Origin of the sequence: Thioclava sp. JM3 (genome assembly GCF_002213185.1) — a bacterium.
GTDB lineage: Bacteria > Pseudomonadota > Alphaproteobacteria > Rhodobacterales > Rhodobacteraceae > Thioclava > Thioclava nitratireducens.
Genome location: NZ_NBOB01000005.1, coordinates 90,057 through 112,094, shown reverse-complemented (window position 1 = coordinate 112,094; position 22,038 = coordinate 90,057). Strand labels below are relative to the sequence as shown.

Sequence of the window (22,038 nt, the reverse complement as noted above, 5' to 3'; positions counted from 1 at the left end):
CTTACCTGTCTTTGCGATCCAAAGCGGAGGTTTCGATGGTCACGCTCTTTCAGGCCCTGGTGCTGATCCTGAACGTCATCTGGTTCGTCATGATCGCCCATATCATCATGAGCTGGCTTATCAATTTTCAGGTACTGAACCTGCGCCAACCCTTGGTGGCGCAAATCTGGTTCGGCCTGAATAACCTGCTGGAGCCGATCTACGGGCGCATCCGTCGCTTCCTGCCCGACACGGGCGGGCTCGATCTGGCGCCGCTGGTGGCCTTCATCATCCTGATCATCATCCGTCAGGCGCTGTTCAACAACGCGGCCTTCTTCTACGGCAACAGCTTCTGATGCCTGCGGCTGTGGCAGCCGAAGCCCCCGCAGAGCTACTGGCGCGAGTCTGGGGGTTCGACGCCTTCCGACCCGGTCAGGAAGAGATCGTGCGCGCGGTGATCGAGGGCCGGAACGTGCTGGCGATCATGCCGACGGGCGGCGGGAAATCCCTGTGTTATCAATTGCCTGCGCTGGCGCGCGAGGGCGTGACCGTGGTGATCTCGCCGCTGATCGCGCTCATGCGCGATCAGGTCCGCGCATTGAGGCAGGCGGGTGTCGAGGCGGGCGCGCTGACTTCGGGCAATACCGAGGAGGAGACCGAAGAGGTCTTCACCGCGATCGACGAAGGACGGCTGAAGCTTCTCTACATGGCGCCCGAACGTCTGGCCTCTGGCGGGGCGCAGCACCTGCTGAAGCGCGCAGGCGTCAGTCTGATCGCGGTGGACGAGGCGCACTGCGTCAGCCAATGGGGCCATGATTTCCGCCCCGACTACCTGCGCATCGGCGAGCTGCGCCGCAGCCTTGGCGTACCGCTTGCGGCCTTTACCGCGACTGCCGACGAAGAAACCCGGACCGAGATCGTCACGCGCCTGTTCGACGGCCAGCCCCCCGAGAGCTTCCTGCGCGGCTTCGACCGACCGAATATCCATCTGGCCTTTTCGCCCAAGGATCAGCCACGCCAACAGATTTTGCGCTTCGCGGCCGCGCGAAAAGGGCAATCCGGCATCGTTTATTGCGGCACGCGGGCGAAGACCGAGAGCTTGGCCAAGGCGCTGAGCGAGGCCGGGCATCTCGCCTGTCACTATCACGGCGGGATGGAGGCCGATGACCGCCGCGCTGTGGAGACCCGCTTTCAGCAGGAAGACGGGTTGATCGTGGTCGCGACGGTCGCCTTCGGGATGGGCGTCGACAAGCCCGATATCCGCTGGGTCGCCCATGCTGATCTGCCCAAGAGCATCGAGGCTTACTATCAGGAGATCGGGCGCGCGGGTCGCGACGGTGCCGCCGCCGAGACGCTGACACTGTATGGGCCCGACGACATCAAGCTGCGCCGGTCCCAGATCGACGAAGGGCTCGCCCCGCCCGAGCGCAAGGAGGCCGATCACGGGCGGCTGAATGCTCTGCTGGGTCTGGCCGAGGCGACCGAATGCCGCCGGGTGAAGCTGCTGCGCTATTTCGGCGAAGAGGCCGCGCCCTGCGGGCATTGCGACCTGTGTGACACGCCGCCCGAGCTGTTCGACGGGACCGAGGCCGTGCGCAAGGCGCTGTCCGCCGCGCTGCGCTCGGAGGAACGGTTCGGCGCGGGGCATCTGATCGAGATTCTGCTGGGCTCGCAGACCGACAAGATAAAGCAATGGGGCCACGACAAGCTGCCGACCTATGGGGTCGGGCGCGATCTGAGCCGGGCGCAATGGCAGGCGGTATTCCGGCAGATGATGGGGCATGACCTGATCCGTCCCGACGCCGCGCGGCACGGCGCGCTGGTGATGACCGAGACCGCGCATCCGATCCTGCGCGGCGAGCAGTCGATCACGCTGCGCCGCGATCTGGTGGCGAAGGCGAAGACCAAACACGTGGTCCGGACGCTGGTGAGCGACGACGACGCGCCGCTTCTTTCGGCGCTGAAGGCGAAGCGCCGCGCGCTGGCCGAGGCGCAGGGCGTGCCTGCCTATGTCGTTTTCACCGACCGCACCCTGATCGAGATGGCCGAGAAACGCCCCGGAACGCTCGACGAGATGGCCGGAATCAGCGGTGTCGGTGCCAAAAAGCTGGAAAGCTACGGCGCGGAGTTTCTGGAGGTGATCGCCGGCGCGGTGGAAGAGATGCACCCGCTGCGCCGCAAGCTCGCAGGTTCGACCGAGGGGGAGATTTACGACCGTCTGGCCGATGCGCAGCGAAATCTCGAACGCGGCGCGGATGGCTATGATCGCCCGCTCTCCTGCTCGGCCTCGACGATCCGCAAGATCGCGGAGACGAAGCCGCGCTCGCGCGATGACCTCGCCCGGATTTCCAACCTGCCCGAGGCGAAGCTGGACCGCTTTGCCGAGGCGTTCCTGGCGGTGCTGGCCGACTACCGCTAGGCGGGTTGGTCGACCGCGGGTGGGCGTGCATCTGCGGGGCGATCCGACTGGATGCGTTCGGTAATCTCTCGTTTCTTCAAAGGCTTGGTCAGGTAGTGATCGATCCCGGCGGCGAGGATGCTTTCGCTATCACCCTCCATCGCATGGGCGGTGAGCGCGCAGATCGGCACATGTGCCGCGCCTTCCAAAGCCCGGATTTCGCGCGCCGCCTCGCGCCCGTCCATGCCGGGCATCGAAATGTCCATGAAGATCAGATCGGGCTGGAAGCTGCGCCACAGCGCGACGGCCTCATGCCCGTTATTGGCGAAGCGCAGATCGATATCGAGATCCTTCACCATCTTGGAAAAGACCAGCTGATTGGTGCGGTTATCCTCGGCGGCGAGGATCCGCATCGCACGCCGCTCGGTCAGGTCTGGCGGCGGGCTGGGAGGCGGCGGATCAGGTGTCGCTTCGGCGGCCCGCGACAGGTCCTGCAATGCGCGGAACAGTTCCGAGCGCAGCACCGGTTTTTGCAGACAGCCGGTGACACCCTCGTCCATCGCGGCCTTCGCAGCCTCCGGGTCGGAGCTGAGCAGCAGGATCGGCACGTCGCCGCCATCCGCCCGAAGCCTCTGCGCGAGCGCGACCCCATCAAGTGCGGGCATTTGGTGATCGGTCAGGATCACGTCGAAAGCGCTGCCATCCTCGATCACCTGCAACGCCTCCTCGCCGGAGCGACAAAGCGTCACCTCCAGCCCGTAGGTCTGCAATTGCCGCTCCAGAATGACGCGATTGACCAGAAGATCGTCGACCACCAGCGCCGCGTGCAGCGTGATCGGCGGGGAGGGGGCGTCGATCGGCTCGACCGGTTCGGCGCGGGGCAGCACCAGTTTGAGGCCGAAACACGAGCCTTCGCCAAGCGCGCTGTCCACCCAGACCTCGCCACCCATCAACTCCACCAGTTGGCGGGTGATCGCAAGACCAAGCCCGGTGCCTTCGAACTTGCGATTACTCTCGGCCTCGACCTGGTTGAACTCGCCGAAGACGTGATCGAGCAGCTCGGGCGCTATGCCGATGCCGGTGTCTTCGACGGTGATGTGCAGCTCGTAGTGACCGGCCTCGCGTTCGACCCCCACGACGCGGGCGAGGACGTGACCGGCTTTTGTGAATTTCACCGCATTGCCCAGAAGGTTGGTCAGGATCTGACGCATCCGTCCGGGATCGGCCTCGAACCGGGTGGGCAGGAACAGGTCGTAATCCACCAGAAGCTTCAGATCGCGGTCCTTTGCAGAGGGCTGCAAGAGCACCGTCACCTCGTGCAGGCAGCGTTCCAGATCGAAGGGTTCGGGGTAAAGCCGCATCCGCTCCGCCTCGATCTTCGAGTAATCGAGCACGTCGTTGATGATGGTCAGAAGCGCTTCGCCGGAGGAGCGGATGGTCTCGGCGAACAAGCGCTGTTCCTCGGTCAGATCGGTCTCGACCAGCAGGTCCGCCATCCCGACGACGCCATTCATCGGCGTGCGGATCTCGTGGCTCATATTGGCGAGGAAGGCGGATTTCGCGCGGTTCGCCGCCTCCGCCCGGTCGCGGGCATCGCGCAACTCCGCTTCGCGCGCGACGGCGCCGGTGATGTCCTGCGCGAAGGTGACGAGATCGCCCTGCGCGCCCCATGTGTCGTTGAGCCGGAACCAGCGGCCATCCTGCGTGCGCAGCGCCATCGGGGGGATCTCGGTGCGACGGATTCGTTCGCACATCTCGAAATGCCAATCGTGCGGATCGCGCCCCTGCAGGTCGAAGACACCGCGCTCTGCCGCGATCCGCATCACTTCGTCATAGGCGACGCCGACGCCGATCGCGATTTCGCCTTCGAAGAAGGAGAGGAACAACTGGTTGGCGGCGACGAGGCGCAGATCGCTGTCGAAGACCGCGAAGCCGTCCGAGATCGAATTGACCGCGTGCCACAGCCGGGCCTGCGCGATCTGGGCGAGCGAATTGGCCCGTTCGAGATCGTTGCGCACGCGGCTGTTCTCGCCCAGCAGGGTTTCGCGTTCGCTAAGCGCGCGGGCAAGACCTTCGCGCTGCTCCACAACTTGATCTGAGAGCATCCTTGCGTGCTGGGCCAGCTTCTGGTTGGCGGCGAAGAGTTCCTGGCGCTTCTGCTCCAACAGCTTTTCCGCCGCGAGTCGCCCGCGGCGTTCCCGTGCCAGTTTCTCTGCGATCGCCTTGTGCATGGACGCGGCAAAGCCCCCCCCGTGTGGTCCGGGAGGCAGAGTTGCAGTGCTGCGTGAAAGGCGGGTTAACCGCGATGATGGGCGGGCGGGATAATCCTTAAATTGCTATGGATTGCCCGCCCGCTTGAGCCTCAAAGACCGGGCCTTAGAGACGTTCGATCGAGAGCGCGATGCCTTGGCCGCCGCCGATGCACATGGTGACGAGGCCGTGCTTGCCGCCGGTGCGCTCCAGCGCGTGCAGCGCCTTCACGATCAGGATCGCGCCGGTGGCGCCGACCGGGTGGCCGAGCGCAATCGCGCCGCCATCGGGGTTCACCTTCGACGCATCCAGACCCAGCTCGCGCGAGACGGCCAGCGCCTGCGAGGCAAAGGCTTCGTTGCTTTCGATCCAGTCGAACTCGGAGGCCTGCATGCCGGTCTTTTCCAGCAGCGCGCGCACGGCGGGGATCGGGCCGAGGCCCATCACCTCGGGGCGGACGCCCGCGATGGCGTAGCCGGTGATCTTGGCGCGCGGGGTCAGACCCGCCTCTTTCGCGGCCTCTTCGCGGGCCAGAACCAGTGCCGCCGCACCGTCATTGATGCCCGAGGCGTTGCCCGCGGTGACCGAGCCGTCCTTCTGGAAGACCGGCTTGAGCGAGGCGAGTTTCTCGAGGCTCGTCTGTTTCGGGTGCTCGTCGGTGTCGAAGACGGTCGTGCCCTTGCGCGTGGTGATCTCGACGGGGGCGATCTCTTCCTTGAAATGGCCCTCGGAGATCGCTTTTGCCGCACGCTCCTGGCTTTCCATCGCGAAGGCGTCCTGCTCTTCGCGCGAGATCGAACACTCGGCGGCCACGTTCTCGGCCGTCACGCCCATATGGCCGGTGCCGAAGGGACACGACAGCGCGCCGGTCATCATGTCGAGCATCTTCGCGTCGCCCATCTTCTGACCGAAGCGGGCGGCGGGCAGGATATAGGGCGATTTGCTCATCACCTCGGCACCGCCTGCCAGCGCGAAATCGGCATCGCCCAGCATCAGCATCTGCGCGGCGGACACGACCGCCTGCACGCCGGAGCCGCAAAGGCGGTTCACGTTCATCGCGGGCGTGCCGACCGGGACGCCGGCATTCACCGCCGCCACGCGGCTGAGATACATGTCACGCGGTTCGGTGTTGATGATATGGCCGAAGACCACCTGACCGATCTTGTCCGCCGACACGCCCGCCCGCGAGATCGCCTCTTTCGAGACATGGGTGGCGAGGTCAATCGGCGCGAAGCCGGACAGCGTGCCGCCGAACGTGCCGATGGGCGTGCGGGTGCCGGAGAGAATGACGATACCGGTCATGGGTAGCCTCCAATGTTTGGGTCGGCGCGAGGGTAGCGAATGGGCTGACCCCGCGCCAGCGCGCCCGCATGGTTATGACGAGACGTCATTTGCCAAGGGAGCCGGGTTGAAACTCGCGACATAGGAAACACATTCTAGAAAACGAATATGACTAGGAGGCCGACATGACTGCCAACCCGATCGTCAAAGGGTTCTGGGATAAACCCACCGGAAGCTGGCAATACGTCTTTCACGACCCCGATACGATGAAGGGGGCGGTGGTCGATCCGGTCTGGGATTACGACCCGCAGGCGGGCGCCACGACCCTGGGCAATGCCGAGAAAATCCTCGATTACGTCAAGGCCGAGGGGATCGACGTGGAGTGGGTGCTCGATACGCATCCCCATGCCGACCACTTCTCCTCCGCCGTCTGGCTGGCCGAGAAACTGGGCGCCAAGCGCGGCATCGGCGAGCGCGTGCGGACGGTGCAAAGCCTCTGGGCCGAGATCTACAACACGCCCGAGCTGTCGCAGGACGGGCGGCAATGGGATCACCTGTTCGCCGAGGGCGAGACGTTCAGGATCGGCAATCTCGATGTGAAGGTGATGCTCTCGACCGGGCATACGCTGGCCTCGATCACCTATGTCGTGGGCGATGCGGCCTTCGTGCATGATACGCTGATGCAGCCCGAAAGCGGCACGAGCCGGGCGGATTTTCCGGGCGGCTCTGCGGCCGAGCTGTGGGATTCGATCCGGGCGATTCTCGATCTGCCCGCCGAGACGCGGCTGTTCATCGGGCACGACTATCCCGGCGAGGGCAAGGAGCCGCAGACCGGCGCGACCGTGGCCGATCACCGCAAGCACAACAAGCACGTCAAGGACGGCATCTCCCGCGAGGAGTACATCAAGACGCGTGAAGAACGCGATGCGACCCTGCCGCTGCCCAAGCTGATGCTGGCCGCTTTGCAGGTGAATATCCGCGGCGGGCGCAAGCCCGAGGCCGAGGGGGATGGTCGGTCTTACCTGAAAATCCCGCTCGACTATTTCGAGCCGCGGTAAGCGTTAGCCGCGTGGCAGTTCGGCCCGGCCCTCGGGGGTCAGCAGCCACGCGTCGCGGCCTTCGATCACCACGGTCGAGAGCGGGTGGCCATAGCCCGCGCCGGAATCGAGATTGAGGCGGTTGCCGTAATGGGTGGCCGCCTTGATATTTGTATGCCCATGCACGATCAGCGCCCCGTGGTCGCGGCCGTCGGTCAGGAAGGGTTTGCGGATCCACAGGAGATCATCCTCCACCTGATCCTCCATCGCCAAGCCGGGGCGGATGCCTGCGTGAACGAAGATCGCCTCGCCGCGGGGGAAATAGGCGGGCTGGTGCTCGAGCCAGTCGCGATGGGACTGCGGGATGGCGGAAAGCTCCGATGTGACCTCGTCGAGTGGGCGCGAGAACGCGTCGGGGATGCCGTAGCTCTCCAGTGTCGCCTCGCCGCCCACGCGCGGATTGAGATAGGAGACCTCTGCGCTGAGGATCGGGTCTTCGGTATAGGGATCGTCGAGGAAGCCCAGGAACATCCGGTCGTGATTGCCGCGCAACACGATCCAGTTCTCGCCGCTCTGCTGACCTTTCATCAGGTAGTCGATCACACCCGCCGAGTCCGGTCCGCGATCCACCAGATCGCCGACATGCACGATCGGGGCCTCCGTCTCGCCATAGGCGTCGCGATCCGCCGCAATCAGGTCATGCGCCCTGCGCAGCTTGTCGAGATGCCCGTGAATGTCGCCGATCGCGTAGGTCCGCATGAGTGCCCCTTCCAATGCAAAGGCCCCCCGCGCACGGCGGAGGGCCCGGTTTCAACCGTTCAGCTAAGTCAGCCGAGGACGAATTCCAGCGGCTTGACCTGCTTGAAGCCGCCCGAGGTTTTCAGCGCCTCGACAACGTCCGCGCTGACCGCCTCGTCGACATAGGCGATGGCGATCGCTTCGCCGCCCTGCTTGGAACGACCCAAGGTGAAGTTCGCGAGGTTCACGCCCTTCTCGCCGAGGATCGTGCCGAGCTTGCCGATGATGCCGGGCACGTCGTCGTTGGTGGTGTAGAGCATGTGCTCGCCCACTTCGGCGTCGATGTTGATGCCCTTGATCTGGATGAAGCGCGGCTTGCCATCCGAGAACACGGTGCCCGCGATCGAGCGTTCCTTGCTTTCCGAGACGACGGTGACCTTGATGTAGCCCTCGAAGATACCGGTCTGGTCCTGCGAGGTGGTCGAGATCTGGATGCCGCGCTCTTTCGCGATGACCGGGGCGGAGACCATGTTCACGTCCGGCTGGCTGGCCTTGAGGATGCCCGAAACGACAGCCGCGTCGAGCGCCTTGAGGTTCATCTCGGACGCCACACCGTCGAAGGTGATGTTGATCGCCTTGATCGCGTCCTCTGTCATCTGGCCGATGAAGCCGCCGAGGTGCTGCGCAAGTTTCACCCAGGGACCCATGACTTTCGCTTCTTCAGCGGTCATCGAGGGCATGTTGAGCGCGTTCTCGACGGCGCCGTCCAGCAGGTAGTTCGACATCTGCTCTGCCACCTGCAGGGCCACGTTCTCCTGCGCTTCGGTGGTCGAGGCGCCGAGGTGCGGCGTGCAGACCACGTTCGGCAGGCCGAAGAGGACGTTATCGGTCGCCGGTTCCTCGGCGAAGACGTCGAAGGCCGCGCCTGCGACATGGCCCGACTTGATCAGATCGGCCAGCGCCTGCTCGTCGACCAGGCCGCCACGCGCACAGTTGATGATGCGCACACCGGGCTTGGTTTTCTGCAGGTTTTCCTTCGAGAGGATGTTGCGGGTCGAATCCGTAAGCGGCACGTGCAGAGTGATGAAGTCGGCGCGACGCAGCAGTTCGTCCAGCTCGACTTTCTCGACGCCCATATTGGCCGCCTTCTCTTCGCTCAGGAAGGGATCATAGGCCACGACCTTCATCTTCAGGCCGCGCGCGCGGTCGCAGACGATGCCGCCGATATTGCCCGCACCGATCACGCCGAGCGTCTTGGCGGTCAGTTCGACTCCCATGAATTTCGACTTTTCCCATTTGCCAGCCTGCGTCGAGGCATCGGCTTCGGGGATCTGGCGCGCAACGGCGAACATCATCGCGATGGCGTGCTCGGCGGTGGTGATCATGTTGCCGAAGGGCGTGTTCATCACGATCACGCCTTTCTTGCTAGCCGCTTCCTTGTCGACATTGTCGGTGCCGATACCGGCGCGGCCGACGACTTTCAGGTTGGTCGCGCTTTCGAGCAGTTTCGCCGTGACCTTGGTGGCCGAGCGGATGGCGAGACCGTCATACTTGCCGATCACTTCGGCGAGCTTTTCCTTGTCCTTGCCGAGCGAGGGTTCGAAATCGACCTCGATGCCACGGTCACGGAAGATCTGGACGGCGGTTTCCGAGAGCTTGTCGGAGACGAGAACCTTGGGGGCCATTTTCTGGGCTCCTTGAATTTTCAGAATATCGGGAAAGGATGGGCCCGGAGGCCCGCCAATCTGTCACGGATCACGCTTGCGCGGCGATCTCGGCCTCGAAGGCGTATTCGACCCAAGGCATCAGCGCCTCGACATCCGCCGTCTCGACGGTCGAGCCGCACCAGATGCGCAGACCGGCCGGGGCGTCGCGATAGGCGCCGAGATCGAGGCCGACGCCTTCAGCTTCGAGCCGCTTGGCGACGGCCTTGGCGAAGGCCGCGCCATCCTTGATGCGATCGTCGGTGAACTTCACGCAGACCGAGGTGGTCGACGCGGTCGCCGGATCATTGGCGAGGTTCGCGATCCACGGCTTCGCGGCGCAGAAATCCCAGACGACTTTCGCGTTGGCATCGGCGCGGTCGATCAGGCCTTTCAGCCCGCCCACCGACTTCGCCCAGTTCAGCGACACGAGGTAGTCTTCGACGCAGAGCATCGAGGGGGTGTTGATCGTCTCGCCCTTGAAGATGCCCTCATTCAGCTTGCCGCCCTTGGTCATGCGGAAGATCTTCGGCAGCGGCCAGGCGGGGGAGTAGTTCTCGAGCCGCTCGACAGCGCGGGGGCTCAGGATCAGCACGCCGTGACCGCCTTCGCCGCCCAGTACTTTCTGCCAGGAGAAGGTGGTGACATCGAGCTTGTCCCAGGGCAGCTCCATCGCGAAAGCGGCCGAGGTGGCGTCGCAGATGGTGAGGCCTTCGCGGTCCGCCGGGATCGCATCGCCATTCGGGACGCGCACGCCCGAGGTGGTGCCGTTCCACGTGAAAACGACGTCGGTGTTGAAGTCGATGGTGGAGAAATCGACGATATCGCCATAGTCGGCGGTCTTCGTCTCGGCCTCGATCTTGAGCTGCTTGACCACATCGGTCACCCAGCCCGCGCCGAAGCTTTCCCAAGCGACCATCGTCGCCTTGCGCTCGCCCAACAGCGACCACATCGCCATTTCGACGGCGCCGGTGTCGGAGGCGGGCACGATGCCGATGCGGTAATCGGCGGGCACGCCCAGAATTTCGCGGGTGGTGTCGATCGCCTCTTTCAGCTTCGCCTTGCCGATAGCGGCACGGTGCGAACGGCCCAGCGGCGCGTCATTGAGCATGTCGAGGGAGAAACCAGGGATCTTCGTGCAGGGGCCCGAAGAAAAACGCGGGTTTGCCGGCCGCGTAGCCGGAGCTTGAATAGCCATTGCTGGTATCCTTCCAGATATATGCCCTTCGTTGGGGAAGGGTGTCCCGCCGCCGGATGTACGCGTGGGTCCGCTCTGGTGCAAGGGGAGAATTCACCGCGAGGCCACACCTGCGTCAAAATGATGCCGGATCTCGATGCAGACTGGTGCGGCGGTCGTGATGTTGTATCGTTTCAACGATACGCGCCGGCGAGCATATGAGCCAAGGCAGAATCTTATATTATAAACAGTATGATAAATCGTTCAGTTCGTGACATTTGTTCGCGTCACTCCGCTCGAACTGGGCGACCCAAGAGCTTTCAGACATGACTAAAGACAGCGCCCCGGAGGCAGCCGTGATCACGCCGATGCGAATTTGCATCATCACCCTGATGAAGAACGAAGGGCCTTTCATCCTCGAATGGTTGGCCCATTGGCGCAATCTCGGGGTGACCGATTTCATCGTCTTTTCGAACGACTGCTTCGACGGCACGGATGCGATTCTGGACCGGCTCGATGCTCTCGGGGTAGTGCAACACTTGCCCAACCCAGCATATCTGGCGGACACCAAACGCTTCCATCGACAAGCCTTGGCTTACGGGTCGCAATTGCGGCGCCATCGCGAGGCCGATTACACGATGATCTGCGATACCGACGAATTTCTGCATATCGACGTGGCGGATGGCACCCTTCCGGGGCTTCTGGCATTGCACGATTATCCCGATGCGATCTCCTTCGGCGAGCTGCTCTTCGGGTTCGGAGGGCGAGAAAGCTTCGAAGAAGGTCTCGTTACCGAGCGGTTCACCTGGGCGATCGACATGAGACCCGGAGCGCGCCGTGCCCGTCGTGGCGTGAAGACGATCGCAAAGGTCACGCCGACGGTCCTCGAATGGAACAACCATCGTCCGCAGATGGAGCGACGGCGCGGCATTCGTTGGCTCGACGGTGCCGGCGTCCCGGTGCCGCGTAAATTCCGTGTCGGAACGGATCGCGGCTACGATGTGCGCGGGCGATATGATCAGGCATGGCTCGCGCATTATTCGGTACGCTCGGCGGAAAGCCTGTTACTTAAAATGGAGCGCGGCGACGCGGTGCGGCCGGACCGGCTGACTGCCAATTATGCGCGCAAACGCAGCTCTGCGCGCGAAGATAACCTGACCATGCTGCGCTATGGATTGGCGATCCGGCGCGAGATGGGCCGCTTCCTCGAAGATCCGGTGTTGTCCGCGTTGCACACTGCGGCGATCGACGCTCATCATGCGCGGATCGCCGAACTGAAAGCCGACCCCGAGATGGCGGAGGTCTGGAAGACGTTCCGCGAAGTCTGCCAGACAGAGATAGCAACGCGCGCGGAGCGTTCCGGAAAGGGTGAAGCCGAGAAATAGCGAGGCGACCGACACCCGGAGAGGAGGCGCAGGTTGTCCCGTGGCGATGCTCTGGCATGCGCCGGGAAATTGGTCTAATTCCGGCATCAAAATTCGGAGCCGATATTCCCCAAGGAGCGCGCATGTTTACCGCCACGCTGATCGCTGACCCGAAAGAGGCCAATCTGGATCAAGGCACGCTCGATGCGCTCTGTGGCGCATGGGGCGGTGGCGATGCGCGTTGGCTCAACCCGAATGTCGCAGCTGAGTTCATGGTGGACCGCGTGCCGTCGAATCGTTGGGAGGCGTGGGAGGGCCTGCAGGGGCTGGGCGTCGATCTGGTCGTGCAGCCCGCCGAGGGGCGTCGCAAGCAGATGCTGCTGGCAGATATGGACTCGACGATGATCCAGCAGGAATGCATCGACGAGCTGGCCGACGTGGCGGGCGTGGGTGAACGCGTGAAGGAGATCACCGCGCGGGCGATGAATGGCGAGCTGGATTTCGAAGGCGCGCTGACCGAGCGGGTCGGTCTGCTGAAAGGGCTGCCCGAGAGCGTGATTTCCGAGGTGATCGCGAACCGCATCAGCTTCATGCCCGGTGGGCACGATCTGGTCGCGACGATGAAGGCCAATGGTGCCTACTGTGTGCTGGTCTCGGGCGGGTTCACGGCCTTCACCGGCTATGTCGCGGAGACGCTGGGCTTCGACGAGAACCGCGCGAACCTGCTGCTGGTCGAGGATGGCAAGCTGACGGGCGTGCCCTCGCAGCCGATCCTCGGGCGCGAGGCCAAGGTTCAGGCTTTGCTGGAAATTTCGGAAAAACTGAAGCTGGATCACGCGCAGGTCATGGCCGTGGGCGACGGGGCGAACGATCTGGGAATGCTGAAGCTCGCCGGTGCGGGCGTGGCGCTGCATGCCAAGCCCTCCGTTGCCGCCGAATGCGACATCCGGATCAACTTCGGCGATCTGAGCGCGCTGCTCTACATTCAGGGCTATGCGGTGGAAGATTTCGCCTGACCGCCCTGCCAGACTTCGGTCAGGCGCCAATCGTCATCTAAATGCACCAGATCCCCTGCGAGACCGGGGGCGATCCGGCCCACCGGCGCGCCGATTGCCTCGGCCGGGATACGACTTGCCATCGCAAGCGCCTGTTCCGGTGATACGCCAACCTTCTCGATCATGAAGCGCACCGCCTGCGGCAGCGACAGATCGGCCCCGGCGAGCGTGCCGTCCTCCAGCCGCAGCGCCCCGTCGCGGCGCAGGATGCGGCGACTGGCGAGATCAAACTCGGTCAGATCGGACCCGGCGCAGGCCATCGCGTCGGAGACGAGGAAGACCTCGCCCTGCCGTTTCGCCTCCAGCGCCAGCCGGATCGTCTCGGGATGCACATGGATGCCGTCCGCGATCAGCCCCACGGAGACCGGCTGCGACAGCGCCGCGCCGACGAGGCCGGGTTCGCGCGAGCCCAGCTGGCTCATCGCATTGAAGAGATGGGTGACCATCCGCGCGCCTGCCGAGATGGCCTCCTGAGCCTCCGCGAAGCTGCAATCGGAATGGCCGAGGCTGACGACGATACCGGCATCGGAGAGGCGCGCGATCTGTTCGGGCGTCGCGTTGGCGGGCGAGAGCGTCACGATCAGCGCGGGCAGCCCGGTCTTCGCCTCCAGCAGCGTCTCGATATCCTCTTCGTCCATCGGTCGGATGCAGCCCGGCGGGTGACAACCGGGGCGCTTCGGGTCGAGATGCGGGCCCTCCAGATGCAGCCCGCCGAAGCCCGGTACTCGAGACACTGCGGCGATACCTGCCGCCAGCACGGTCTGGGTCGCGGCGCGGGTGTCGGTGATCAGCGTCGGCAGGATCGTCGTCGCGCCAAGATCGGCATGCGCGGCACAGATCGTCGCGATCGTCTCCAGCGTCGCGCGCCCGTCGAGCATCACGCCGCCGCCGCCGTTCACCTGCAGATCGACAAGCCCGGGCGCGAGCGTGCCTCCCGGAAACTCGATCACCTCGCCCTCTGGCAGCTCCGCGATCGGGCAGAGCGCCGAGATTCGACCCTGTTCCAGCACGATTGCATAGTTTTCGTGGAAAGCGGCGCCATCGAAAACGCGCGCGCCCGTCAGGATCAACTTGTCCAAAACGCATCCTCCATCGCAAATGCCAAGGCACCGTCCAGCGCGTTGCCTTTCGCCGTCCGCTGCGGCCAATCTTGCACCGCCAGACCCTGTCCAAGTCCGCCGAGCCACGTCACGGGCAGCGGCTCTTCGGATTGCAACAGTGCGATGGCCTCCCTGATCTCCGTCTGCGCAGCCTCGCGCACGGCAACCGCGGCAGGGTCGGTCGACTGCAGGACGCGCGGCGCAAATCGCGCCCAATCGGCGGGTGTGGCGTCGAGGCTGAACGCGATCAGCCCGTTGCGCCCGTTCATCTCGTCGAGGAAGTCGCGCAGCAGCGGCGTCACCGGGCAGAAACCATCCAGCGCACGCCCCGCTCGCATTCCGAGCGCCCGGCCCATCCAAGCGCCCGAGCCCTCATCGCCCAGCCGCAAGCCCCAGCCACCGATCGCGTGTTGCTGACCGCCCAGCTGCCGCGCGAAGAACGAGCCGGTGCCAATGGCCGCGACGATACCGTCCTCCGGTCCTAGGGCGCCGCGCACCGAGGTCGTCACATCCTGCACGACGCGGGCGGGAAAAGGCAGCTCGGCGGCCAAAGCCTCGGCGGCGGGCGCATGGTTCGCCCCGGCCAGCCCGAGCACCCCGCGAATCTTGGGTGCATCGAGGGGCCCCATCGCGGTTTCGATGGCGGTGAAGATATTCCGCCGCGCGGCGTCGTAATCGGAGGCAATATTCGCGGGGCCGGCCTCGCCGCGCCCGATGACGCGGCCTGACGCATCGGCGAACACCGCCCGGCATCCGCTGCCTCCGCCATCGACTGCAATGAAATGCATCCCCGCCTCCGTTTTCTGCGTAACAGTGCCAAATAGCGAACCCGAGAGAAAGCGCGTAACGAAATCCGCGCGTGAAACGACTTGGGGAAAGATCGCATCGCCTCTATCACTGGGGCGTCACCCACGGGAGGACCATGCGCAAACCTCTGATATTCCTTGGCCTGATCGCTCTGGCGGTGATCGCGACCCTTCTGGTGGCCGATCCCGACCCCGAACGGCTGCGCGCCCTGCGCTACAGTCTCGCGGCGTGGCGCGAGGCGCATCCGCTGGCGCTGCCCACCGGGTTCTTCGTCACCTACGTTGTCGTTACGGCGCTGTCGCTGCCCTTTGCGGTCTGGCTGACCCTTTTGGGCGCGGCGCTGCTGGGCTTCTGGCATGGGCTGGTGCTGATCTCCTTCGCGTCTTCCATCGGGGCGCTGCTGGCCTTTCTGGTCGCGCGCTACCTGATGCGCGACTGGGTGCGCGGGCGGCTTGGCCCACGGCTTGCGAAGATCGAGAAAGGCGCCGCGCGCGACGGCGAGTTCTACCTGTTCTCGCTTCGCCTGATCCCGGTCGTGCCGTTCTTCGTCATCAACCTCGCCTTCGGGCTGACCCGGATGAAGGCGTGGAAGTTCTATGCCGTCTCGCAGCTCGGCATGCTGCCCGGGACGGCCGTTTATGTCGCGGCGGGGGCGCAGCTGGGCGATCTGAACAGCCTGTCGGGGATCGTCTCGCCGGGTCTGCTCGGTGCCTTCGTGGCGCTGGCGGTGTTTCCGTGGGTGGCGCGCGCGGCGCTACGATTCTGGGCGCGCAAGCGCGCTTATCGCGGCTATGAGCGCCCGGCCAAGTTCGACCGCAACCTGATCGTGATCGGCGCGGGCGCGGCGGGGCTGGTGGCCTCTTACGTCGCGGCGCAGGCGAAGGCGAAGGTGACGCTGGTACAGGAAGGCCCGATGGGCGGCGATTGCCTGAATTTCGGCTGCGTGCCGTCGAAGGCGCTGATTGCCTCGGCGAGGGCTGTGGGTGTGGCACGCGGTTCCGAGGCGCTGGGCGTGCGCGCGGATGTCTCGGTCGATTGGCCCGTCGTGACGCGGCGGATATCCGAGGTGATCGCGCAGATTGAGCCGAATGATTCCGTGGAGCGCTATGAAGGTTTAGGCGTCGAGGTGATCGAAGGCCATGCGCGACTGGAAGACCCGTGGACCGTGCGCGTGGGCGACCAGCGCCTGACGACGCGCGGCGTCGTGCTCGCGACCGGCGCGGCCCCGGTGATCCCGCCGATCGAGGGGATCGGATCGGTCGAGCCCCTGACCTCGGACACGCTGTGGGAGGCGCTCGCTGCGATGCCTGCGCCACCCGAGAGGATGGTGATCCTTGGCGGTGGCCCGATCGGCTGCGAGATAGCGCAGGCGCTGGCGCGTCTTGGGGCGGGCGTGACGGTCGTCGAGGCGGCGGAGCGGTTGCTCGCGCGCGAGGAGGACGAGGCCGCGCAGGCGGTGGCGCAGGCTTTGCGCGCCGATGGGGTCGATCTGCGGCTCGGGGCGAAGGCGATCCGCTTCGGGCGGGACGAGTCCAGCACGGATGGAGGCAAATGGCTGGAGCTGGAAGACGGCTCCAAGATTCAATTCGACAAGCTGCTGGTCGCGGTCGGACGCAAGGCGCGGCTCGAAGGCTTTGGGCTGGAGGAGCTGGGCATTCCGGCAAACAAAGTGATCGAGACGAACGACTACCTCGAAACCCTCATGCCCAATATCCACGCCGCAGGCGATGCGGCCGGGCCCTTGCAGCTTACCAACGCCGCGGGCCATCAGGGCTGGATCGCGGCGGCGAATTCGCTGGCCTCGCCGTTCTGGCGCTTCAAGGCCCACGCCGCGCCGATCCCGCATGCGGTCTTCACCACGCCCGAACTGGCGCGGGTGGGGATGACAGCTGCAGAAGCCGAGGCGGAGGGCGTGCATCACGAGGTCACGACCTATCCGCTCGGCGATCTCGACCGCGCGCTGGCCGAAGGCGCGGGACAGGGCTTCGTGCGGATCGTCACCGCGAAGGGCTCGGACAAGATCCTCGGTGCCACGGTCTGCGGAGCGCATGCGGCCGAGGTGCTGGCGGAATTCGCGCTGGCGATGCGGCACGGGTTGGGCTTGGGCAAGATTCTCTCGACGCCGCATATCTATCCGAGCTGGTCGGAGGCCGCGAAGAACGCCGCCGGGCGCTGGCGGCAGTCGCATGTGAACCCGCGCACGCTGCGGATCGCCGAGCGTTTCATGACCTGGAGGCGCGGATGATCGACGCAGCTCTCCTGCCGCTGCAACGTGCCATGATGCAGCCTCCCGCCGAGGCGCTGGCCGCGCGCGGTATCCGCGCCGATCAGGTGACGGTGGCGGGCTTCGCGCTGGGTCTGCTCGCGATTCCGGCGCTGGCCTTGCACGCCTATTGGCTGGCGCTGGCGCTGATCCTGATCAACCGGGTCGCGGACGGGCTCGACGGGGCTATTGCCCGCATCAAGGGTCCGACCGATCGCGGTGCGTTCCTCGATATCGCGCTGGATTTTCTGTTCTACGCGCTGATCCCGGTGGGCTTCGCTCTGGCTGATCCGGCCCGTAACGCGCTCGCCGCGACCATCCTGATCGCGGCCTTCGTGGGCACCGGATCGAGCTTTCTCGCTTTCGCCTCGATCGCCGCCAAGCGCGGGATGAGCACCGACGCCTATCCGACAAAGGGCATCTACTACCTCGGCGGGCTGACCGAAGGCGCCGAGACGATCCTGTTCTTCGCGGCGATCTGCCTGTTTCCGCAAGCCTTCCCGATCCTTGCTGGGATCTTCGCCGCCGCCTGTTTCGTGACCACCGTGACCCGCTGGCTGATGGGCTGGCGGGCGTTTTCCTGAACGGAGAGAGTATGAGAAACCTCCTTGCCGCCCCGGTTCTTGCCGCGAGTCTCGCGCTGCCGCTCGCTGCGCCCGCCTTCGCCGATTGGGCGCAGACGCAGGCCGAGGCGAAGGGCCAGACGGTCTATTTCAACGCCTGGGGCGGCGATCCGCGCACCAACGCTTTCATCGATTGGGTGTCCGATCAGATGCAGGAGAAATACGGCGTCACGGTCGAGCAGGTGAAGCTGTCCGACACTGCCGAAGCCGTTTCGCGCGTGCAGGCCGAGAAGGCGGCAGGCAAGGATGACGGCGGCGCGGTGGACCTTATCTGGATCAACGGGCCGAACTTTCTGGCGATGAAGGAAGCGGGGCTGCTGCATGGGCCGTTCGTGAGCGATCTGCCCAATGCGAAATATCTCGACCTGTCGGAAGGCTCGGCGGCCACGACCGATTTCACCGTGCCGACCGAGGGCTATGAGAGCCCGTGGCGGCTTGCGAAATTCGCCTTCGCCTATGATGCGGAGCGGGTGAACGAACCGCCGAAGGATATGGCGGGGCTTCTGGATTGGGCCAAGGCGCATCCGGGCCGCTTCACCCATCCCAACCCGTCGAATTTCATGGGGGCGAGCTTCCTCAAGCAGGCGCTGGTCGAGTTGGCGCCCGATCCGGCGGCGCTGTCGCAGCCCGTGACGGACGAGGCCTATACCAAGGAAACCGCGCCGCTCTGGGCGTGGTACGATGCGTTGCGCCCGCTGATGTGGCGCGAAGGCAAATCCTTCCCCGAGAACGAAAGCGTGCAGGCGCAACTGGTGGCCGATGGCGAGGTCGATTTCGCGATGTTCTTCGATCCCGCCGCGCCCGCCGCGATGATCGAACAGGGCGTGCTGCCGCCCTCTGTCCGCGTCTGGGTGCCCGAAGGCGGCACGATCGGGAATATCTCCTACGTCGCGATTCCCTATAACGCGGCGCATCAGGCGGGGGCGGAGCTGGTCGCGAATTTCCTGCTCGATCCGGCCACGCAGGCCCATATGCAGGACATCCGCGTGCTGGGAAGTTTCTCGGTGCTCGATCCGGCGAAGCTGGACGAGGCGGCGAAACAGGCCTTCGCTGATTTGCCCACCGCGCCCGCGCTGCCGACGCTGGAGGAGTTGGGCCCGACCCTGCCCGAGCCGCACCCGAGCTGGATGACCAAGCTCACCGAGGACTGGGCGCAGCGCTACACGAAGTGAGGTTCCGATGCGGCTCGCCGGGGCGATCATGACGCTGGTGATCGGCGCGCCAGTGCTGCTGGGCGCGGTGCTGACGCTGGCGACCGCGTTTGGCTGGCAGCCGGGGCTGGGGCGCGTCGCGCTGGGCTGGAACGGTTTCGCTGAGGCATTGGCCGCGCCCGGTATCCTCACCTCGCTGCGGCTGACGCTGGTGACCGGTTTGGGGGCTACGCTGCTGTCGCTTGCGGCTTCGATCCCGCTCGCGCGCTGGCTGATGACGCGGCAATCGGCGTCGCGCTGGCTGACGCCTCTGCTCGCGGTGCCCCATGCGGCGCTGGCGATCGGGCTGGCCTTCCTGATCGCGCCCTCGGGCTGGGCCGCGCGGTTGATCTCGCCCTGGGCGACTGGCTGGGACTTGCCGCCGCAGATCGTCACTGTGGGCGACCCGTGGGGGCTGTCGCTGATCCTCGGGCTGATGCTGAAAGAGGTGCCGTTCCTGACGCTGATGACGCTGGTCGCCGCCGCGCAGCGCCCGGTGGCGGCGCAGATGGCGGCGGGGCGCGCGCTTGGCTATGCGCCGGGCCGCGTCTGGGTTCGGATCGTCTGGCCGCAGCTGTACCCGGCGCTGCGGCTGCCGGTGCTGATCGTGCTGGCCTTCTCGCTGTCGGTCGTGGACATGGCGCTGATCCTCGGGCCGTCGAACCCGCCGACGCTGGCGGTGCGGATCCTGCGGCTCTACGGCGCGCCGGATCCCGCGCAGGCGGTGCCCGCCTCGGCGCTGGCGGTGATCCTGCTGGCGGTGATGGGGGCGAGTGCGGCGCTTTGGATGGTCGGCGAGCGCGCGGGGGCACGGCTGGGCAAGACGGCGATCCGCACTGGGCATCGCGGCACCTCGCGGCGAAACTGGAGCGGCGCTGGCCTGATCGGGGCGGGCGGTCTGCTGGCGATCGGATCGCTCGGCGCGCTGATCCTGTGGAGCCTCGCGAGCTTCTGGCGCTTTCCCGATGCCATGCCCGCCGATCTGACGCTCAAACGCTGGGCCAGCGCGGATTGCGCAAGGCCCGCTCTGACCAGCTTGTCCCTTGCGCTGGTCTCGACCGGGCTGGCGCTGATCCTCGCGATGCTCTGGCTGGAAAGCGAGGATCGCTCCGGCAAGCGCCTGCCGCTCGGCGCCTTGATCGTCCTGCCGCTTTTGCTGCCGCAGATCGGGTTTCTGCAGGGGCTGACGACGGGGTTTCTCTGGCTCGGCCTGCCGCCCGGGTCGGTCGCGGTGACATGGGCCGAACTGCTGTTCGTCTTTCCCTATGTGATGATCGCGCTGGCCGGGCCGTGGCGCGCGCTCGACCCGGCGCATCTCGCCAGTGCGGCGAGCCTCGGGGCCGGGCCGACGCGACGCCTGCTGCGGATCAAGCTGCCGATGCTGCTCGGTCCGATCTGCGCGGCGGCGGCGATCGGGATCGCGGTGTCGGTCGCGCAATATCTCGCAGTTCTGCTGCCCGGGGCGGGGCGCGTTCAGGCGCTGGCGACCGAAGCGGTCGCGCTGGCCTCGGGGGCGGATCGGCGGCTGGCCGCGATCCTCGCGCTCATGCAGGCGGCGCTGCCATGGCTGGGTTTCGCGCTGGCGCTCGCCGTGCCGGCATGGTGGCATCGCAATCGGCGCGGGTTGCGCGGAGGAGTGGCATGAGCCTCGAGTTGATCGATCTGAGCCTGACCGCGCCCGGCGCCTCCGCGCCGCTCTTCGCGTCGCTGTCGCTGGTCGTGGCGCCCGGCGAGACCGTCTGCCTGATGGGGCCGTCCGGGATCGGCAAGTCGAGCCTGCTCGCCCATATCGGCGGGCACCTGTCGCGTGGGTTCACGGCCTCGGGCGATGTGCTGCTCGATGGCGAAAGCGTCACGCAGCTGCCCGCCGAGAAACGCGGCATCGGGATGCTGTTTCAGCAGGCGCAGCTTTTCCCACATCTCTCGGTGGGCGACAATCTGGCCTTCGGGTTGCCCGGGCAGGTGAAGGGCAAGGCGGCCCGGCGCGCGGCGGTCGAGGCGGCATTGGAACAGGCCGGGCTTGCGGGCATGGCTGATCGCGATCCGGCGACGCTGTCGGGCGGGCAGAGCACCCGTGCGGCGCTGATGCGCACTCTGCTTGCCCGGCCCCGCGCGGTGTTGATCGACGAGCCCTTCGCCGCGCTCGACGCGGAGCTGCGGGCCGAGATCCGCAGTTTCACGCTGCAGCATCTCGCGGCCGAGCGGATCCCTTGCCTGATGGTCAGCCACGATCCGGAGGATGGCGCGGCAGCTGCGCGCCGGATCACATTGGGCTGAACCCCGCGCAGCCGCAGTGCGGCGAGCCCCGGCAGACTTGCGCGTTGAGGGCCCTGAGGCTATCTCAAAACTCATGATTTCTGCTGTCAAACACCGCTCGTCGCGTCTTTTGGCCCCCCTCGCCCTCGCGCTGGGGGTCACCGGATTGCTGGCGGGGTGTCAGCCGACAGCCTTCGGTTCGGCGCAGGTTGCGAAGGCCCGCACCACGCTCGCGAATGGCGCGCTGACGGTAGCCGCGCCGAAGGGCTGGTGCGTCGATCCGAAAAGCCTGCGCAATTCCGGTGCGGGGGGGTTCGCGCTGTTCGGCAATTGCGCTGCAATCTCGCGCAATGCCGAGGATGCCCATGCGCCAGAGCCCGCGCTGCTGAGCGTCACCGTCGGGCCGCCCGCGCTGGAGGATGGCTCCGGCAAGCTGTCACGGGATCGGCTCAAGAAGATCGGCGATTTCTTCCATTCCGAGATTGGGCGGGCGGCGCTGTCGCGATCTGGCGAGGCGGGCGACGTCACTATCAAGGGCACCGATATCGCCGATGGCACCTTGCTGCTGCGGGTCGAGGATCGCTCCGGCACCGGCGGGCCGCCGATCGCCAAGACCTATCTGCGGGGCGTCACCGCGCTTGGCGGGCGGATCACCGCGCTGTCGGTTATGCCGCTGAAGGAAGGCGAATTGAGCTACGCCCAGCAGCGCCAGTTGCTGGAGAAATTCATCGCCGCGATCCGCGCCGCGAACTGACCGTGCGGACGTGACGCTCCAAGCGCGCGTCGCCACGCCGGAACATGATGACTTCGCCCGGAA

The 22,038-nt window shown here is 65.7% G+C and carries 18 protein-coding genes; 11 read left to right on the top strand and 7 right to left on the bottom strand.

Features of this window, described 5'->3' with window-relative positions; translation table 11 throughout:
- The first annotated feature begins 35 nt into the window (after positions 1 to 35).
- Both B6V73_RS10480 and recQ read left to right on the top strand, forming a co-directional pair.
- Complete coding sequence (locus B6V73_RS10480; protein WP_075775346.1) at positions 36 to 335, top strand: YggT family protein; 300 nt, start codon at positions 36 to 38, stop codon at positions 333 to 335.
- The gene (gene recQ, locus B6V73_RS10475) at positions 335 to 2,398 is read left to right on the top strand and encodes a DNA helicase RecQ (RefSeq protein ID WP_088725205.1); all 2,064 of its coding nucleotides are present in this window, start codon (positions 335 to 337) and stop codon (positions 2,396 to 2,398) included. Before B6V73_RS10480 ends, recQ begins: the two co-directional genes overlap by 1 nt.
- On the opposite strand, the gene B6V73_RS10470 is transcribed toward recQ, so the two are convergent.
- Positions 2,395 to 4,608 carry a response regulator gene (locus B6V73_RS10470; protein ID WP_088725204.1) on the bottom strand — a complete coding sequence of 738 codons (2,214 nt, stop codon included), beginning with the start codon at positions 4,606 to 4,608 and terminating at the stop codon, positions 2,395 to 2,397. The two genes, recQ and B6V73_RS10470, sit on opposite strands and share 4 nt — an antisense overlap.
- Before the next feature lie 145 nt (positions 4,609 to 4,753).
- Positions 4,754 to 5,929 carry an acetyl-CoA C-acyltransferase family protein gene (locus tag B6V73_RS10465; RefSeq protein ID WP_088725203.1) on the bottom strand — a complete coding sequence of 392 codons (1,176 nt, stop codon included), beginning with the start codon at positions 5,927 to 5,929 and terminating at the stop codon, positions 4,754 to 4,756.
- Between the two features lie 164 nt (positions 5,930 to 6,093).
- On the opposite strand from B6V73_RS10465, the gene B6V73_RS10460 reads away from it, so the two are divergent.
- Positions 6,094 to 6,966 carry an MBL fold metallo-hydrolase gene (locus tag B6V73_RS10460; protein ID WP_088725202.1) on the top strand — a complete coding sequence of 291 codons (873 nt, stop codon included), beginning with the start codon at positions 6,094 to 6,096 and terminating at the stop codon, positions 6,964 to 6,966.
- Between the two features lie 3 nt (positions 6,967 to 6,969).
- Here the strand turns inward: B6V73_RS10460 and B6V73_RS10455 are convergent, their stop codons facing one another.
- The 3 genes from B6V73_RS10455 to B6V73_RS10445 form a co-directional block, all read right to left on the bottom strand.
- Positions 6,970 to 7,704 (bottom strand): metallophosphoesterase family protein, encoded by a 735-nt coding sequence (locus tag B6V73_RS10455; protein WP_088725201.1) that lies wholly within the window; start codon positions 7,702 to 7,704, stop codon positions 6,970 to 6,972.
- A 68-nt stretch (positions 7,705 to 7,772) separates the two neighbouring features.
- Positions 7,773 to 9,368: a phosphoglycerate dehydrogenase gene (gene serA, locus B6V73_RS10450; protein ID WP_075775352.1), complete on the bottom strand. Its 1,596-nt coding sequence runs from the start codon at positions 9,366 to 9,368 to the stop codon at positions 7,773 to 7,775.
- A 70-nt stretch (positions 9,369 to 9,438) separates the two neighbouring features.
- Positions 9,439 to 10,584, bottom strand: coding sequence for a phosphoserine transaminase (locus tag B6V73_RS10445; RefSeq protein ID WP_088725200.1), 1,146 nt, complete (start codon positions 10,582 to 10,584; stop codon positions 9,439 to 9,441).
- Positions 10,585 to 10,889: 305 nt separating this feature from the next.
- Here B6V73_RS10445 and B6V73_RS10440 point away from each other — a divergent pair, with 305 nt between their 5' ends.
- Both B6V73_RS10440 and serB read left to right on the top strand, forming a co-directional pair.
- Positions 10,890 to 11,948: a glycosyltransferase family 2 protein gene (locus B6V73_RS10440; RefSeq protein WP_088725199.1), complete on the top strand. Its 1,059-nt coding sequence runs from the start codon at positions 10,890 to 10,892 to the stop codon at positions 11,946 to 11,948.
- Positions 11,949 to 12,070: 122 nt separating this feature from the next.
- Positions 12,071 to 12,943: a phosphoserine phosphatase SerB gene (serB, locus tag B6V73_RS10435; protein ID WP_088719835.1), complete on the top strand. Its 873-nt coding sequence runs from the start codon at positions 12,071 to 12,073 to the stop codon at positions 12,941 to 12,943.
- On the opposite strand, the gene nagA is transcribed toward serB, so the two are convergent.
- Together nagA and B6V73_RS10425 are read right to left on the bottom strand one after the other, a co-directional pair.
- A complete protein-coding gene (gene nagA / locus B6V73_RS10430; RefSeq protein ID WP_088725198.1) occupies positions 12,919 to 14,061 on the bottom strand; it encodes an N-acetylglucosamine-6-phosphate deacetylase in 1,143 nt (380 codons plus the stop codon). The two genes, serB and nagA, sit on opposite strands and share 25 nt — an antisense overlap.
- A complete protein-coding gene (locus tag B6V73_RS10425) occupies positions 14,049 to 14,870 on the bottom strand; it encodes a BadF/BadG/BcrA/BcrD ATPase family protein (protein ID WP_088725197.1) in 822 nt (273 codons plus the stop codon). The genes nagA and B6V73_RS10425 overlap by 13 nt, the downstream gene beginning before the upstream one ends.
- Before the next feature lie 134 nt (positions 14,871 to 15,004).
- Between B6V73_RS10425 and B6V73_RS10420 the strand changes: the two genes are divergently transcribed.
- The 6 genes from B6V73_RS10420 to B6V73_RS10395 all read left to right on the top strand — a co-directional run bounded on the left by B6V73_RS10420 (position 15,005) and on the right by B6V73_RS10395 (position 21,975).
- A complete protein-coding gene (locus B6V73_RS10420) occupies positions 15,005 to 17,134 on the top strand; it encodes a bifunctional TVP38/TMEM64 family protein/FAD-dependent oxidoreductase (RefSeq protein WP_088725196.1) in 2,130 nt (709 codons plus the stop codon).
- Positions 17,131 to 17,736: a CDP-alcohol phosphatidyltransferase family protein gene (locus tag B6V73_RS10415; RefSeq protein WP_088725195.1), complete on the top strand. Its 606-nt coding sequence runs from the start codon at positions 17,131 to 17,133 to the stop codon at positions 17,734 to 17,736. The genes B6V73_RS10420 and B6V73_RS10415 overlap by 4 nt, the downstream gene beginning before the upstream one ends.
- 11 nt (positions 17,737 to 17,747) lie before the next feature.
- Positions 17,748 to 18,947 (top strand): ABC transporter substrate-binding protein, encoded by a 1,200-nt coding sequence (locus B6V73_RS10410; RefSeq protein WP_088725194.1) that lies wholly within the window; start codon positions 17,748 to 17,750, stop codon positions 18,945 to 18,947.
- A gap of 7 nt (positions 18,948 to 18,954) precedes the next feature.
- On the top strand, positions 18,955 to 20,610 hold the full coding sequence (locus B6V73_RS10405) for an ABC transporter permease (protein WP_088725193.1): 1,656 nt from the start codon (positions 18,955 to 18,957) through the stop codon (positions 20,608 to 20,610).
- On the top strand, positions 20,607 to 21,242 hold the full coding sequence (locus tag B6V73_RS10400; protein ID WP_088725192.1) for an ATP-binding cassette domain-containing protein: 636 nt from the start codon (positions 20,607 to 20,609) through the stop codon (positions 21,240 to 21,242). The genes B6V73_RS10405 and B6V73_RS10400 overlap by 4 nt, the downstream gene beginning before the upstream one ends.
- 73 nt (positions 21,243 to 21,315) lie before the next feature.
- Positions 21,316 to 21,975, top strand: a complete 660-nt coding sequence (locus B6V73_RS10395) for a hypothetical protein (protein WP_088723118.1) — start codon at positions 21,316 to 21,318, stop codon at positions 21,973 to 21,975.
- Positions 21,976 to 22,038 lie beyond the last annotated feature (63 nt).